Origin of the sequence: Microbacterium sp. 69-10 (assembly GCF_001897945.1) — a bacterium.
Taxonomy (GTDB): Bacteria; Actinomycetota; Actinomycetes; order Actinomycetales; family Microbacteriaceae; genus Microbacterium.
Genome location: NZ_MKRT01000011.1, coordinates 25,185 through 40,306 on the forward strand (window position 1 = coordinate 25,185; position 15,122 = coordinate 40,306).

At 69.3% G+C, this 15,122-nt stretch carries 14 protein-coding genes (1 of these 14 only partly in view); 6 read left to right on the top strand and 8 right to left on the bottom strand.

All coding sequences use genetic code 11. The features are described from left to right. The 3 genes in view from BGN97_RS04510 to BGN97_RS04520 are tightly spaced (at most 13 nt apart) and all read right to left on the bottom strand, a layout consistent with a single transcriptional unit that may run on beyond the window. Positions 1–585, bottom strand: the 5' portion of a protein-coding gene (locus tag BGN97_RS04510; RefSeq protein ID WP_292698401.1) for an ABC transporter permease. The gene continues 198 nt to the left of window position 1, outside the view; 585 of the gene's 783 nt are visible here — the first part of the coding sequence; its start codon is at positions 583–585; the stop codon falls past the left edge of the window. After that, complete coding sequence (locus tag BGN97_RS04515; RefSeq protein ID WP_292698403.1) at positions 582–1,544, bottom strand: ABC transporter permease; 963 nt, start codon at positions 1,542–1,544, stop codon at positions 582–584. Before BGN97_RS04515 ends, BGN97_RS04510 begins: the two co-directional genes overlap by 4 nt. A gap of 13 nt (positions 1,545–1,557) precedes the next feature. After that, positions 1,558–3,192 carry an ABC transporter substrate-binding protein gene (locus BGN97_RS04520; protein WP_292698405.1) on the bottom strand — a complete coding sequence of 545 codons (1,635 nt, stop codon included), beginning with the start codon at positions 3,190–3,192 and terminating at the stop codon, positions 1,558–1,560. A 165-nt stretch (positions 3,193–3,357) separates the two neighbouring features. Between BGN97_RS04520 and valS the strand changes: the two genes are divergently transcribed. The 3 genes from valS (at position 3,358) to BGN97_RS04535 (ending at position 7,065) form a co-directional block, all read left to right on the top strand. Then, positions 3,358–5,931, top strand: coding sequence for a valine--tRNA ligase (valS, locus tag BGN97_RS04525; protein ID WP_292698407.1), 2,574 nt, complete (start codon positions 3,358–3,360; stop codon positions 5,929–5,931). Between the two features lie 2 nt (positions 5,932–5,933). Next, positions 5,934–6,149, top strand: a complete 216-nt coding sequence (locus BGN97_RS04530; RefSeq protein ID WP_292698409.1) for a hypothetical protein — start codon at positions 5,934–5,936, stop codon at positions 6,147–6,149. Between the two features lie 118 nt (positions 6,150–6,267). Beyond that, positions 6,268–7,065: a hypothetical protein gene (locus tag BGN97_RS04535; RefSeq protein ID WP_292698411.1), complete on the top strand. Its 798-nt coding sequence runs from the start codon at positions 6,268–6,270 to the stop codon at positions 7,063–7,065. Positions 7,066–7,129: 64 nt separating this feature from the next. Here the strand turns inward: BGN97_RS04535 and BGN97_RS04540 are convergent, their stop codons facing one another. From BGN97_RS04540 to tdh, 4 genes are all read right to left on the bottom strand, one after another. Further along, positions 7,130–7,351, bottom strand: coding sequence for a hypothetical protein (locus tag BGN97_RS04540; protein ID WP_292698413.1), 222 nt, complete (start codon positions 7,349–7,351; stop codon positions 7,130–7,132). Positions 7,352–7,353: 2 nt separating this feature from the next. After that, positions 7,354–7,962 (bottom strand): helix-turn-helix domain-containing protein, encoded by a 609-nt coding sequence (locus tag BGN97_RS04545; RefSeq protein WP_292698415.1) that lies wholly within the window; start codon positions 7,960–7,962, stop codon positions 7,354–7,356. Between the two features lie 75 nt (positions 7,963–8,037). After that, positions 8,038–9,216, bottom strand: a complete 1,179-nt coding sequence (locus BGN97_RS04550) for a glycine C-acetyltransferase (protein WP_292698418.1) — start codon at positions 9,214–9,216, stop codon at positions 8,038–8,040. Positions 9,217–9,225: 9 nt separating this feature from the next. Further along, positions 9,226–10,269, bottom strand: a complete 1,044-nt coding sequence (gene tdh / locus BGN97_RS04555) for an L-threonine 3-dehydrogenase (RefSeq protein WP_292698420.1) — start codon at positions 10,267–10,269, stop codon at positions 9,226–9,228. An 87-nt stretch (positions 10,270–10,356) separates the two neighbouring features. Between tdh and BGN97_RS04560 the strand changes: the two genes are divergently transcribed. From BGN97_RS04560 to BGN97_RS04570, 3 genes are read left to right on the top strand one after another with little or no spacing between them, the layout of a single operon-like run. Continuing rightward, positions 10,357–11,283 carry a LysR family transcriptional regulator gene (locus BGN97_RS04560; protein ID WP_292698422.1) on the top strand — a complete coding sequence of 309 codons (927 nt, stop codon included), beginning with the start codon at positions 10,357–10,359 and terminating at the stop codon, positions 11,281–11,283. A gap of 9 nt (positions 11,284–11,292) precedes the next feature. Then, entirely contained in the window at positions 11,293–13,344 is a 2,052-nt protein-coding gene (locus tag BGN97_RS04565; RefSeq protein WP_292698424.1) for a M3 family metallopeptidase, read from the top strand. After that, positions 13,337–13,969: a class I SAM-dependent methyltransferase gene (locus BGN97_RS04570; protein ID WP_292698426.1), complete on the top strand. Its 633-nt coding sequence runs from the start codon at positions 13,337–13,339 to the stop codon at positions 13,967–13,969. Before BGN97_RS04565 ends, BGN97_RS04570 begins: the two co-directional genes overlap by 8 nt. A gap of 148 nt (positions 13,970–14,117) precedes the next feature. Here the strand turns inward: BGN97_RS04570 and clpX are convergent. Next, the coding region (gene clpX / locus BGN97_RS04575) for an ATP-dependent Clp protease ATP-binding subunit ClpX (RefSeq protein WP_292698428.1) at positions 14,118–15,122 on the bottom strand (1,005 nt) is incomplete at its 5' end.

The window sequence follows — 15,122 nt, forward strand, 5'->3', positions numbered from 1 at the left end:
GATGCCGATGGTGGCGAGCACGCTGAGGGAGCCCAGCACACCCGGGACGACGTGCCGGACGAACGCCCGCATCCGCCCGACCCCGAGGATCCGCGCGGCCTCGACGTGCTCGGCGACCCGCAGTGTGCGGGTCTGCGTGCGCGCCAGCCGGATGTACACCGGGACGGCCGCGATGGTCACCGCGATCGCGACGTTCGCGCCGCCCGGGCCGAGCACGGCCACGACGATCAGGGCGACCAGGAACTCCGGGAACGCCAGGAGGATGTCGGTCACGCGCATCAGCACGGCATCCGCCCACCGCGGTGCGATGCCGGAGAGCGCACCCACCGCGAGGCCTGTCACGAGCGCCAGTGCGGTCGCGAGCAGTCCGATGCCCGCCGAGCGCGCGGCGCCGTGCACGACGCGTGCGAGCACGTCCCGGCCGGACTGATCCGTGCCGAACAGGTGCGCGCCGCCGGGCGGCTGCAGCGCTGCACGGACATCCGTCTGCAGGGGGTCGTGCGTCGCGAGCAGATCGGGAGTGAATGCGGCCAGCGCGACGAGCGCGAGATACAGCCCCGCGATCCAGAGCCCCGCCGCCTTCATCGCCGCTCCCCGATCGCGGGCGCCTCGAAGCGCCCCGACGCGCCCAGGCGCGGGTCGATGAGCGGATGCAGCAGCTCCACCAGCACGTTCACGATCACGAAGACGAGCGCGCTGAGCATGATGATCCCGGCGACCACGGGCAGGTCTCGGTTGACGATCGCGGCCAGCGTCACGCGTCCGAGGCCGGGGCGCGCGAACACGGTCTCGACGAGCACGGCCCCGCCGAGCAGCGAGCCGACCAGGTACGCGGTGAGGGTGAGGGCGCTCGCCGCGCCGTGGCGAAGGGAGTGCCGCAGCACGAGCCGAGCCGGGGTCGCGCCGCGGGCTCGAACGGTCTCCGCGAACGGCTGCCGCTCGGCCGCATCGATCCCGTCGCGCAGGACCTGCCCTATCAGGGCCGCGACGGGAAGCGCCAGGGTGACCGCCGGCAGGACGAGCGTCGCCGGTGTGCGCGACCCGGCGACCGGGAACCAGCCGAGCGTGAACGCGAACACCGCCAGCAGCAGCAGGCCGATCCAGAACACGGGCGACGACAGCACGATCAGCTCGGCCGTCACGACCACGCCCCGCGCGAGCCCGCGACGGGCGACCAGCGCCGCGCCGAGCGCCAGCACGAGCGCGATCAGGAGCGCCACGGCGGTCAATTGCACCGTGGGGCCCAGCTGACGCCCGATGACCTCGGTCACCGGCATCCGCAGCTGGTACGACCGCCCGAGGTCGCCGTGCAGGAGCCCGCCGAGGTACGACAGGTACTGCACCAGCGGCGGACGATCCAGGCCCAGATCGGCGCGGATGCCGTCCTTGACCTCCTCGCTCACCTGGGCCTGCGGGCCCAGCATGACCGAGACCGCGTCGCCGGGGATGATCCGGAACGCCAGGAAGGCGAGCGTCGCCGCGCCCCACAGGACGACGACGACGGATGCCAGGATCCCGGCGCTCCGGATCAGTGCGCGCGACACGTCGGAACGCGACTCAGCCGGCCAGGCTCGCGGTGTAGAACTGCGGACGCCCGTACAGGTCGTAGGTCAGGCCCTTGACGCTCTTGTCCGACGCGGTGATGAGCGAGGGGACGTACAGCGGGACGATCGCGACGTGCTCGGCGTTCCACTGCTGCACCTGCTGGTAGATCTTGGCGCGGGCGACAGGGTCGGTGGTGGACAGGCCGTCCTGCAGGAGCTTGTCGACGGCCGGGTCGCTGACCTGGGATGCGTTCTGGAACCCGTCCGTGCCGAGGTGGTTGCGCAGCAGGTCGGCGTCGACGCCGGAGTAGTCCCAGTCGGTGAGGTCGTAGGTCTTCGGACCGTACTGCTCGTTGTAGGCGGCAGGCTCCAGGGTCTCGCGCACGACCTCGAAGCCGACCTTCTTCAGGTCGGACTGGATGGCGTTCGCCATGGCGGTGTGCTCGTCGGAGACCGGGGTCCAGGCGATCCAGCGCGCGGACAGGCGCTTGCCGTCCTTCGTGCGGTAGCCCTCGCCGTCGCGAGTGGTCCAGCCGGCCTCGTCGAGCAACTGGCCCGCCTTCTCCGGGTCGAACTTCCAGGTGCCCTCGAGCGCCTTGTCGTAGCCCGGCGTGGTCGGGCCGAGGATGCTCCAGGCCCGCGGGAACTCGCCGAAGAAGATCTGCTTCACGGCGGCGTCGACGTCGATCGACAGCTCGAACGCCTGGCGCACCTTCTGGTCGGCGAAGACGCCGTACTTCTCGTTGAGGAACAGCGAGTACGGCAGGCCCGGGTACTCCTTGGCGCTGACGGTGACGTCCTTGCCCAACTGCTTCACCGTGCTCGGCGGGAGCTGGCTGGCGACCTGCGCCTCGCCGGAGCTGAGCACCCCGGCGCGGACGGAGGCCTCGGGCAGGATCTCCACGCGCAGCGTCTTGATCTTCGGCGCCTTGGCACCGTCGGGACCCCAGGCGTAGTCGTCGTTGCGGGTGTAGACGATCTCCTGGTCGGCCGTGTACTCGGCGAGCTTGAACGGTCCGGTGCCGATGTTCACGTCGGGGCCGCCGGCCTTGAGCTGTGCGGCCGAGCCCTTGAGGACCTTGGGCGACCAGAAGCCGAGCTGGGCGGTGCTGGCCGCCTGCAGGAACGGCGCATAGGGAGAGGTGAAGTCCACCTCGACCGTGTGGTCGGAGATGACCTTGGTGCCCGCGTACAGCTCGCCGCCGAGCATGGCCGCCGCGGACGCGGACTCGGTCTTCGGGTCGATGATGCGGTCGAAGTTCGCCTTGACGGCCGCGGCGTCGAACGGGGTGCCGTCGGTGAAGGTCACATCGTCGCGCAGCTCGAACGTGTACGCCTTGCCGTCGTCGGAGACCTTCCAGCTCTTCGCGAGCCACGGAGAGAACGAGCCGTCGGCCTCCTGGAACACCAGGGAGTCGAGCACCTGCCGCTGCACCATGGCGGAGACGTCGAGCTGGCTGGTCTGCGGGTCCATGTGGCCGTTGGAGAGGTTGGCGCCCTCGATCGCCCAGCTGAGCTCGGCGTCGGGATCTGCCCCGGCATCCGTCCCGCCGGAGGTGGCGGGTCCGGCGCAGGCGCTGAGGACGAGTGCGGATGCTGCGGCGAGAGCCGCCAGCGGAAGAAGCCGACGCACGGGGAAGGAAGGCATTCGGGAACCTCGGGAGAGTGCGGAAAGGGTGACGTTCCATCCTATCCGCGGTTTCTTGGACCGGGTCGATCTACGTCGCACCCGCGGATGCCCGGTAGACTCGCCCCACAACCCACACTCAGGCACGCTCACACAGTGCCGCACACATCGCTCAAGGAGACCCCTATGTCCGTCATTCCCGACAAGCCCGCACTCGAGGGTCTCGAAGCGAAGTGGGGTGAGCGCTGGTCCGAGCAGGGGACGTTCCTGTTCGATCGCCTTCGTGCCGCCGAGGCCGGCCGCACCGGCGTGTACTCGATCGACACGCCCCCTCCCACGGCATCCGGCAGCCTGCACATCGGTCACGTGTTCTCGTACACGCACACCGACATCAAGGCCCGCTTCGAGCGGATGCGCGGCAAGAACGTCTTCTACCCGATGGGATGGGACGACAACGGACTGCCCACCGAGCGCCGCGTGCAGAACTACTACGGCGTGCGCTGCGACCCGTCCCTCCCCTACGACCCCGACTTCACGCCCCCGTTCGAGGGCGGCGACAACAAGTCCTCCCGCGCTGCCGACCAGCTGCCGATCAGCCGCCGCAACTTCATCGAGCTCTGCGAGAAGCTGACCATCGAGGACGAGAAGCAGTTCGAGGCCCTGTTCCGCCAGCTGGGACTCAGCGTCGACTGGACCCAGACCTACCGCACGATCTCCGACGACACGATCCGGCAGAGCCAGCTGGCGTTCCTGCGCGGGCTGGAGCGCGGCGAGGCCTACCAGTCGCTCGCCCCGACGCTCTGGGACATCGACTTCCGCTCCGCCATCGCGCAGGCCGAGCTCGAGGACCGCGAGCAGCAGGCGGCGTACCACCGCGTCGCGTTCCACAAGAGCGACGGATCGGGCGACATCCAGATCGAGACCACCCGGCCCGAGCTGCTCGCCGCCTGCGTGGCCCTGGTCGCGCACCCGGACGACGAGCGCTACCAGCCCTTCTTCGGCTCCACCGTGCGCACGCCGATCTTCGACGTCGAGGTGCCCGTGCTGGCGCACCACCTCGCGCAGCCCGACAAGGGCTCCGGCATCGCCATGATCTGCACCTTCGGCGACGTGACCGACATCATCTGGTGGCGCGAGCTGGACCTGCCCAACCGCACGATCCTCGGCAAGGACGGCCGCGTGCTGGCCGACGCGCCCGAGGCGATCGTGTCGGATGCCGGCCGGGCGGCGTATGCGGAGCTCGCCGGCAAGACCGTGTTCAGCGCCCGCAAGTCGATCGTGGAGCTGCTGCAGGCGTCCGGTGACCTCATCGAGGTGGGGAAGCCCTTCAACCACGCCGTGAAGTTCTTCGAGAAGGGCGACCGCCCCCTCGAGATCGTCTCGACCCGCCAGTGGTACATCCGCAACGGCGCCCGCGACGAGAAGCTGCGCGACGACCTGCTCGAGAACGGCCGCCAGATGGCCTGGCATCCCGACTTCATGCGCGTGCGCTACGAGAACTGGGTCGGCGGTCTGACCGGCGACTGGCTGATCTCGCGTCAGCGCTTCTTCGGCGTGCCGATCCCGCTCTGGTACGGCCTCGACGAGAACGGCGAGCGCGACTACGACCGTGTGATCACCCCCTCGCACGACTCGCTGCCGATCGACCCGACCAGCGACGTGCCCGCCGGCTACACGGCGGAGCAGCGCGGCGTGCCCGGCGGCTTCGACGCCGAGCAGGACATCTTCGACACCTGGGCGACCTCCTCGCTCACCCCGCAGCTGGCCGGCGGCTGGCAGCGCGATGAGGACCTGTGGAACCTGGTCGCTCCGTTCGACCTGCGTCCGCAGGGCCAGGACATCATCCGCACCTGGCTGTTCTCCACCATGCTGCGCTCGACCCTCGAGGACCAGCGCGCACCGTGGAGCAACGCGGCGATCTCCGGCTTCATCGTGGACCCCGACCGCAAGAAGATGTCGAAGTCCAAGGGCAACGTGGTCACTCCCGCCGACATCCTCGACAAGCACGGCTCGGATGCTGTGCGCTACTGGTCGGCCTCCAGCCGCCTGGGCATGGACGCCGCGTTCGATCCGCAGAACCCGACGCAGGTCAAGATCGGCCGGCGCCTCGCGATCAAGATCCTCAACGCCGCGAAGTTCGTGCTGTCGTTCCCGGTGCCGGAGGGCGCTCAGGTCACGCACGCTCTGGACGCCTCGATGCTCGCCACCCTCGACCGGGTGGTGCGCGAGGCCACCGCGGCGTATGAGAACTACGACCAGGCCAAGGCCCTCGAGGTCACCGAGGCGTTCTTCTGGGCGTTCTGCGACGACTACCTGGAGCTCGTCAAGGAGCGCGCCTACGATCAGACCGACGTGGGCCAGGCCTCCGCCGCCCTCGCTCTGCGGCTCGCGCTCTCGACCCTGCTGCGCCTGCTCGCCCCGATCGTGTCGTTCGCGACCGAGGAGGCGTGGAGCTGGTTCGAGGAGGGCTCGATCCACACGGCATCCTGGCCTGAGGCGCTGGACATCGAGGGCGACCCCGCCGTGCTCGCGACCGCGAGCGAGGCCCTGGTCGGCATCCGCCGGGCCAAGACCGAGGCGAAGGCCTCGCAGAAGACCCCGGTGGCGACCGCCACGATCGCGGCTCCGGCTGCGAAGATCGACGCGCTGCGCGCGGCGGCCGACGACCTGCGCGCTGTGGGCCGGATCGCCGAGCTGGGCTTCGCCGAGGCCGAGGAGCTCGCCGTGACCGCGATCGAGCTCGCCCCGGTGGAGGCCTGATCATGCAGCTCGGAACGCGGTGGGCGACCGGGGCCGAGCCGCCGGCATCCGTCCCCGCCGAGCTGCGCCCCGCGATCGCGGAGGTCGAGGCGCGCGGCCTGGCCGGTCACTGGACCCTGACCTGGCTGGAGGGCCGCCCCCTCGCCGAGCTGGATGCCGGGTGGGAGGGCCTGCTCACGGCATCCGGCGAGGTCATCGCCAGGCCGTTCGAGGACTGATCGCTCACACCCCGTTTCACCGTCGAGACCCCGGTCCGCAGACGTCTGCAGGCCGGGGTCTCGGCGATGAAGCGGGGTGTCAGCTGCGCGAACTCCACAAAGGCGGTACAACGTTTAGATGAGTGACTGGCGTAACCGTTGGAAGGTCATCGTCGCAAGTGACGTGAGCGTTCGCGACGGCATCGGCTGGGAGTTCTACGCGCTCGACGACGACCTCGTCTGGACGGTGTTCCGCGAAGACGGCGGAGAGGTTCCGGTGTTCTCAGCGACGCGGCCCGGCTCGAGACTCCCCTCCGCCACCGATCTGCGCGCTATGACTGAGGAGGCTGTCTCCGACCTGTTGGCAGCCGTCGGACTGCTCGACTCGATCGGCTGGAACGTGCGCAACCTCAGCGCCGCGCTCCTGCTCGCAGCCGTCGACGACACGGTCTGGGAGGGTGAGGAGTGGGCGACGGATGGCGACGACGCGACTGATGCCTCGTGGGCTCAGCCGGACGACCACCGCACGCCGTTCAGCTGGATTCGAACTACCAGCGCCGACTCCTTTGCATGCGTCAGCATCTACCAGGACGACGGCGTCTTCGGGCTGGACTTCCTCGCCGATCCGAGCACACATCGGCCGCATCCCGCCGAGGGCATCCGGAGGCCCCGTCCCGCGATGGCGCTCGGCATTGGGAGGATCCGAGCGGTCGAAGCGATCTACGACACCACAGTCGAGGACCAAGCCTCGCCCGGCTTGCTCAGCGAAGTGCTCCTGCACGGAGATTCCGGCACCGCGTTGCTGGTCGCCGCGGAACCTGTCGAAGGAGAGTGGCGTCTCTTTGATGAGTCCGTGACTCTCGTTCCCGGTCTGGCCGCAGCTGACGCGCTGCAATGGCATCCCGATCGGCGCCGCTGGACCTCCACCATCAACTGAGAGACGGTGTGAGACCCCGGCCTGCAGACGTCTGCAGCCGGGGTCTCGGCGATGATACGGAGCGTCAGCGGCGCGGGCGCGAGCCGATCGACAGCAGGGCATACTCGAGGGCGCGCGGGTCCTGCTTGCGCGCCCGCTGCTCGCGCAGCACGTCGAGTGCGATCTCCCGGCGCTCCGCGCGCAGCAGGCGGCGGTTCTCGGTGTACGCGGTGATGACGTCGGCGATCTTCAGCAGAGCGCGCTCGGCGGTCGTGGGTGAAGCGAGGTGAAGCGTTGCGGCGGTCATGATCACTCCTGATTCGTCGTGTCGCGGCTGCTCGCCGCGGGAAGGTCGAAGATCTCGGCGCGCAGCGAGACGCGTCGGGTTCCCGGCATGCCCTCCTGGCCGCGATAGCGCTCGATGGCGGCGTCGACCGTGTCGGAGAGCTGCTGCTTGAGTTCGGTCATCTGCTCGGGGGTGAGATCGAGCATCGTGGTCATCACGAGCCCGGCATCCCGCCATTCCTCGGGCTGGTCCGAGATGGACCTGTTGAGGTAGTCCATCAGCGTCTGATGGCGCAGACGGAAGAACTCCGAGGTGACGATCTGCGCCGCCGCCCGGTTGGCGGGCGACATCTTCTCATCGGGACCGGGCAGGTTGATGCGCCCCTTCGGGCGCTCCCACCACCGCTCGCGCGCAGTCCCCCGTCCCTCGACCTCGCGGATGAGATCCTTCGCGGCCAGCGCCCGCAGGTGATAGCTGGTGGCGCCGGAGGTCTCGCCGATCAGGGCCGCGAGGCTGCTCGCTGTCTGCGGACCGCGCTCGCTGAGCAGATCGTAGATGCGCACACGCAGCGGATGCGCGAGCGCCTTGAGCGCTCCCGCATCGAGCGTCCGTCCCTCTTCATGCTCCGTCATAGATGCAAAGATACTCTTGCAAACATTTCTTTGCAAGATTTTCTTTGCATCTAGTTCCCTGTATATGCAGCAGGCTCAGTCCACCGCTGCGCGCGCCGCCACGAATGCGGCCACGCAGCGCTCCACCTGCTCCGGCGTGTGCGCCGCGGAGAGCTGCACGCGGATGCGGGCGAGACCGCGCGGCACCACCGGGAAGCTGAACGCCGTGACGTACACGCCGTGCGCCTGCATCGCCTTCGCGATCCGCGCGGTGAGCGCGGCGTCGCCGAACATCACCGGCACGATCGGGTGGTCCCCCGGCTGCAGGTCGAAGCCCTCCTCCGTCATCCGCCTGCGGAACAGCGCGGCGTTCTCACGAAGGCGCGCGCGCAGATCGGCGGAGCCCTCCACCAGGTCCAGCGCGGTGAGCGTGCCGGCGACGATCGCCGGGGCGAGGGTGTTCGAGAACAGGTACGGACGCGAGCGCTGGCGCAGCAGCGCCACGATGTCGCGGTGCGAGGCGACGTAGCCGCCGGATGCCCCGCCCAGCGCCTTGCCGAAGGTGCCGGTGTAGATATCGACGCGGTCCGACACCCCGCACAGCTCGGGAGTGCCACGGCCGTTCTCGCCGATGAAGCCCACCGCGTGCGAGTCGTCCACGAACACCAGGGCGTCGTACTTCTCCGCGAGGTCGCAGATCTCCGGCAGCTTGGCGATGTAGCCGTCCATCGAGAACACACCGTCGGTCACGATCACGCGGAAGCGGGCATCCGCCGCATCCTTCAGCTGCTGCTCGAGATCCGCCATGTCGCTGTTGCGATAGCGGAACCGGCGGGCCTTGGACAGGCGGATGCCGTCGATGATCGAGGCGTGGTTCAGCTCGTCCGAGATGATGGCGTCCTCTGCGCCGAACAGCGTCTCGAAGACGCCCCCGTTCGCGTCGAAGCACGAGGAGTACAGGATGGCGTCGTCGGTGCCGAGGAACGCCGACAGGCGCCGCTCGAGCTCGAGGTGCTGCTCCTGCGTGCCGCAGATGAAGCGCACGCTGGCCATGCCGTAGCCCCACTCGTCCAGCGCGCTCTTGGCGGCATCCACGATGCGGGGGTCGTCGGCGAGGCCGAGGTAGTTGTTGGCGCAGAAGTTCAGCACCTCGGTGCCGCCGGCGGTGATCTCGGCGCTCTGGGGGCCGCGGATGCCGCGCTCGCGTTTGGTGAGCCCCGCCTCCTCGATGCCGGCCAGCTCTGCGGCCACGTGGTCCTTGAAAGTCGTGTACATCTCGGTTCCTTACAGCTCGGTCCAGTCGAGGATGATCTTGCCGGTGCCGGCGGATGCCGCGGCGGCGAAGCCCTTCTCCCAGTCGCGCGCCGGGATGACCTCGGCGATGACGCGGCTGATCGAGTCGCGCAGCACGGCACTTGTCTGCAGCATGGCCCCCATGGCGTTCCAGGTCTCGAACATCTCGCGGCCGTAGATGCCCTTGATGGTGAGCATGTGCGTGACCAGCTTGCCCCAGTCGATGTCGAATCCGGCGCTGGGCAGGCCGAGCATGGCGATCCGGCCGCCGTGGTTCATGTTGTCGATCATGGCGGGCAGCGCACTCGGGGCACCGCTCATCTCGAAGCCGATGTCGAAGCCCTCGCGCATGCCGAGGGCGGTCTGCGCCTCGCGGATGTCGTGCTGGGAGACGTCGATGGCCTGGTCGGCGCCCATGGTCAGCGCCATCTCCAGACGCGGGCCGCTGACGTCGGTCGCCGTGATGAAGCGCGCTCCGGCGTGCCGGGCGACGGCGATCGACATCAGGCCGATCGGACCGCAGCCGGTGACCAGCACGTCCTCGCCGACGAGCGGGTACGTCAGCGCGGTGTGCACGGCGTTGCCGAGCGGATCGAAGATCGCGCCGAGCTCGGGCGTCACGTCGTCGTGGTGCACCCAGACGTTGGTCGCGGGCAGTGAGACGTACTCGGCGAACGCGCCGTCGCGCTGCACCCCCAGGCCGATGGTGCGGATGCACATGTGCCGGCGGCCTGCGCGGCAGTTGCGGCACGTGCCGCAGACGATGTGCCCCTCGCCGGACACCCGGTCGCCGACCTTGATGTCGCGCACCAGCGGGCCGATCTCGACGACCTCGCCGTAGAACTCGTGGCCGGGGGTGAGCGGGGCGTTCACGGCGGACGCCGCCCAGTCGTCCCAGCGGAGGATGTGCAGATCGGTGCCGCAGATGCCGGTGCGCAGCACCCGGATGACGACCTCGTCAGCTCCTGCGGTGGGGTCTGGACGGTCGACGAGCTCGAGGCCGGCGGCGGCCGCCGGCTTGAAAAGGGCCTTCATACTTCGATGAGACCGCATCCAAACATGAAGATCAATCGCCACTCTCTGGACAATTGATGAAGATCATCTTCATGATTGACTGGAACCATGAACCTGCAGCAGCTCCAGATCCTGCGTGAGCTCGGCGCGCTGGGCAGCGTGACGGCCGTGGCCGAGGCGATGCGCGTCACCCCGTCGGCGGTGTCGCAGCAGCTGGCCGCGCTGCAGCGCGGCTTCCGCACGCCGCTGACCCGCAAGCAGGGGCGGATGCTCGTGCTCACCGCGGCGGGCGAGGTGCTGGCCACGGCCGGCGCGGAGGCGATCGATGCCATGGCTGCGGCCCGCAACGCGCTGGACGACTTCGAGCACGACACGGCCCGCGCGGTGTCCGTGAGCGGGTTCCACAGCGTCGGGCAGGCGCTGTTCGGGTCGCTCGTACGCGAACTCGGCGCTGCCGAGTCAGCACCCACCGTGCACCTGACCGACGAGGATGTCGCGCAGAGCGAGTTCCCCGCCCTCACCGCGCAGTACGACCTGGTGCTCGCGCATCGGATGGAGCACTCCGCGCCGTGGCCGTCGAGCGGCATCCGCAGTCTCACCCTGGTGCGCGAGCCGCTGGACGTGGCTGTGTCGGCATCGCATCCGCTCGCCTCACGCCGCACGCTCTCCCCCGCCGACGTCGCCGGGGAGCGCTGGGTGACCAGCCGCATCGGCTACTCCCCCGACGACGTGCTGCGGGCGGTCGCCGCCGTCGCCAACCGCCCGGTGCAGGTGCAGCACCGCATCAACGACTACGGCGCGGTCGCCGCCGTCATCGCCGCCGGCGATGCGATCGGGATGCTGCCGCGGTACACGTCCCGAACGGTCGACGACCACGAGATCGTGAGGCTGCCGCTGCGGGGCGTGAACACGCTGCGATCGATCGACGTGCTCGCCCGCCCGGAGAACCTGCGGCGCAGCTCGGTGCGGAAGGTCCTGGAGGCGCTGCAGCGCGTGATGGCGCGGCTCACGGATGCCGACGCGCGCACGCCATAGGCTCGAGGGATGACCGAGGCCACGAACCCGCTGCTCTCCCCGTCCACGCTCCCCTACGGCCTGCCCGATTATGCGGCGATCCTTCCCGAACACTACCTGCCGGCATTCCGTCAGGCGTTCGAGGAGCAGCTGCACGAGGTGCGCGCGATCACCGCGGTCCGCTCGATGCCGACGTTCGAGAACACCCTGGTCGCTCTGGAGCGCTCGGGCGAGCTGCTCGACCGCGTCGCGCATGCCTTCTACACCGTGAGCTCCGCCGACGCCACACCGGAGATCCAGGCGATCGACGAGGAGCTGGCTCCGCTGATGGCCGCGCACGAGGATGCGATCCGGCTCGACTCGCAGCTGTACTGGCGGGTGTCGCAGGTGCACTCGCAGCTGGGCGACCTGGAGCTGGATGCCGAGCAGCGCTACCTCGTGCAGCGCCGCTTCCGGGAGATGACGCACGCCGGCGCCGCTCTCGACGACGAGGCGAAGACGCGGCTGACTGAGCTCAACCAGCGGCTGTCCACCCTCAGCACCGCGTTCGAGAAGAACCTGCTGGCTGATACGAATGACCTGGCAGTGCTGTTCGATGACGCGTCCGAGCTCGACGGCCTCACCTCCGGAGAGCTGAGCGCGACCGCCCGCGCGGCGTCCGACCGCGGCGAGAACGGGAAGTTCCTGGTGAGCCTGCCGCTGTTCAGCGGGCACCCGTACCTGGCATCCTTGACCGTGCGCGAGAGCCGGCGCCGCATCCTCGAGGCATCCCTCTCCCGCGGCTCGCGCGGCAACGCGAACGACAACGGCGCCGTGCTCGCCGAGATCGTGCGACTGCGCGCCGAGCGCGCGGCCCTGCTCGGCTATCCATCGCACGCCGCCTACATCACCGCCGATGAGACGGCGGGCTCGCCGGAGGCTGTGGAGCGGATGCTGCGCGACCTGGCCGCGCCGGCCGCGCGCAACGCCGCCCGTGAGGCGGAGGCGCTGCAGGAGATCATCGACGCCACCGAGGCGGAGCCGTTCGCACTCGAGGCCCACGACTGGGCGTTCTGCACCGAGAAGGTGCGCCAGGCGCGCTACGACATCGACACGGCGGCGCTGCGTCCGTGGTTCGAGGCCGAGCGAGTGCTGCGCGACGGCGTGTTCTTCGCGGCCTCGCAGCTGTACGGCGTGACGTTCACGGAGCGCGAGGACCTGGTCGCGTACCACCCGGGCGCGCGCGTGTTCGAGGTGCACGATGCCGACGGACGGGCAGTGGGCCTGTACGTGCTCGACCTGTACACCCGCGACTCCAAGCGCGGCGGTGCGTGGATGAACCCGATCGTGAGCCAGTCCGCGCTGCGCGGCACGCTGCCCGTGGTGGTCAACAACCTCAACGTCGCCCAGCCCGGCGACGGCGAGCCGACCCTGCTCACCCTCGACGAGGTCACCACGCTGTTCCACGAGTTCGGGCACGCGCTGCACGGGCTGTTCGCGCGGGTGACCTACCCGCACTTCGCCGGCACCAACGTGTTCCGCGACTTCGTCGAGTTCCCCAGCCAGGTCAACGAGATGTGGATCCTGTGGAGCGAGGTGCTCGACAACTACGCCCGTCACTTCGAGACGGGTGAGCCGCTGGATGCCGCGATCGTGGAGCGCCTGCGCGCGACGGAGACCTTCGATCAGGGCCATGCGACCAGCGAGTACCTCGCCGCGGCGTGGCTGGACCTCGCGTGGCACAGCGTGGCGCCGGGGGCTGCGGTGGATGATGTCGCTGCGTTCGAGGCATCCGCCCTGTCGGAGATCGGTCTGCTGAACCCCCTGGTGCCGACCCGCTACTCGTCCACCTACTTCGCGCACGTCTTCTCCGGCGGCTACAGCGCCGGCTACTACTCGTACATCTGGAGCGAGGTGCTCGACGCGGACACCGTCGACTGGTTCCGCTCCAACGGCGGACTCACCCGCGAGAACGGCGAGCGGTTCCGGCAGCGCCTGCTGGGCGTCGGAGGTTCGAAGGATCCGCTGGAGGCGTACCGGGACTTCCGCGGCCGTGATGCCGAGATCGCCCCGCTGCTGAAGCGGCGGGGCCTGGATGGCTGAGTCGTCCGGCTTCGCCAAGACGTTAGCCGCCATCAGCGGGGCGTTCGATCGGCGCGCCGCGGACTACGACGAGAGCACGATGCATCGGGCCGTCGCAGATGCCGTCGCGGAGTTCGCCGACCTCGACGGCGCGGCGGACGTCCTGGACATCGCGACTGGCACGGGCTTGGCGCTGCGTGCGCTGCACCGCCGTGCGTCCGGACTGCGGCTGACCGGGGTCGACATCTCCGCGGGGATGCTCGCAGCCGCGGCATCCGCCCTGCCCTCTGCGCAGTGGATCGAGTCCGACGTTGCGGCGGTTCCACTGCCGGGTGTCTCGGTCGACCTGATCACCTGCGTGACGGCGCTGCACATCATCCCCGACATCGCGGGGACGATCGCGGAGTGGCACCGGCTGCTGCGCCCCGGCGGGCGCGTGGTGACGGCGACGTTCCTGATGCGCGAGGACGAGCGCCTGGTCGATTCGCCGACGCCGAAGCGCCCGTACATCAGCGACTACCGGCCGGTGCGCACCGTGGAGGCGTACTCCGAGACCTTCGCATCGCTGGGCTTCCGGCTGACCCGCCACAGCGTCTGGGCAGACGGGGTGGACACTGTGCTGATCGCCGAACTGGTCCCCGCCTGAGCCATCCTTCCGGCATCCCGGCGCGCATGCCCCCGGCATCCCGGCGGAGAAACGCACGATTGCTGAGAGATCCGGGCTGAACCCTTCGCGACCCTGCAGATCTCCGCTGTTCTGCTGCGCTCCGCTGTTCTGCTGCGCGATGCGAAGGTCAGGCGCTCTTGCGCTTGCGGGAGAGCACCACGGTCGGGGCAGCCCCCTCCTCGACTGCGGCCTTGGTGACGATGACCTTGGTGACGTCCTCAGCCGAGGGGATCTCGAACATGATCGGGCCGAGCACATCCTCGAGGATGGCCCGGAGACCACGGGCTCCGGTCTTGCGCAGCACCGCCAGATCGGCGATCGAGCGCAGCGCGTCCTCTTCGAACTCCAGCTGCACGCCGTCGATCTCGAACATCCGCTGGTACTGCTTGACCAGGGCGTTGCGCGGGCCGGTGAGGATGTCGATCAGGGCGTCCTGGTCGAGCGGCGACACCGAGGTGACGACCGGCAGGCGGCCGATGAACTCCGGGATCAGGCCGAACTTGTGCAGATCCTCGGGGAGCACCTCGCCGAACAGGTCGAGATCCTTGCCCTTGTCGTGCAGCGGAGCGCCGAAGCCGACGCCGTGCTTGCCGACGCGCGCGGAGATGATGTCCTCGAGTCCCGCGAAGGCGCCCGCGACGATGAACAGCACGTTCGTCGTGTCGATCTGCAGGAACTCCTGATGCGGGTGCTTGCGCCCGCCCTGCGGCGGCACGGATGCCACGGTGCCCTCGAGGATCTTCAGCAGCGCCTGCTGCACGCCCTCGCCCGAGACGTCACGGGTGATCGACGGGTTCTCGGCCTTGCGGGCGATCTTGTCGATCTCGTCGATGTAGATGATGCCGGTCTCAGCGCGCTTGACGTCGTAGTCGGCGGCCTGCAGCAGCTTGAGCAGGATGTTCTCGACATCCTCGCCGACATAGCCGGCCTCGGTGAGCGCGGTCGCGTCCGCCACGGCGAACGGCACGTTCAGACGCTTGGCGAGGGTCTGCGCGAGGTAGGTCTTCCCACAGCCGGTCGGGCCGAGCATGAGGATGTTGCTCTTGGCGACCTCGACCTCCTCGGCCTTCTGCTCGGCGGTCTGCAGCGTGCCCCGGGCGCGCACGCGCTTGTAGTGGTTGTAGACGGCGAC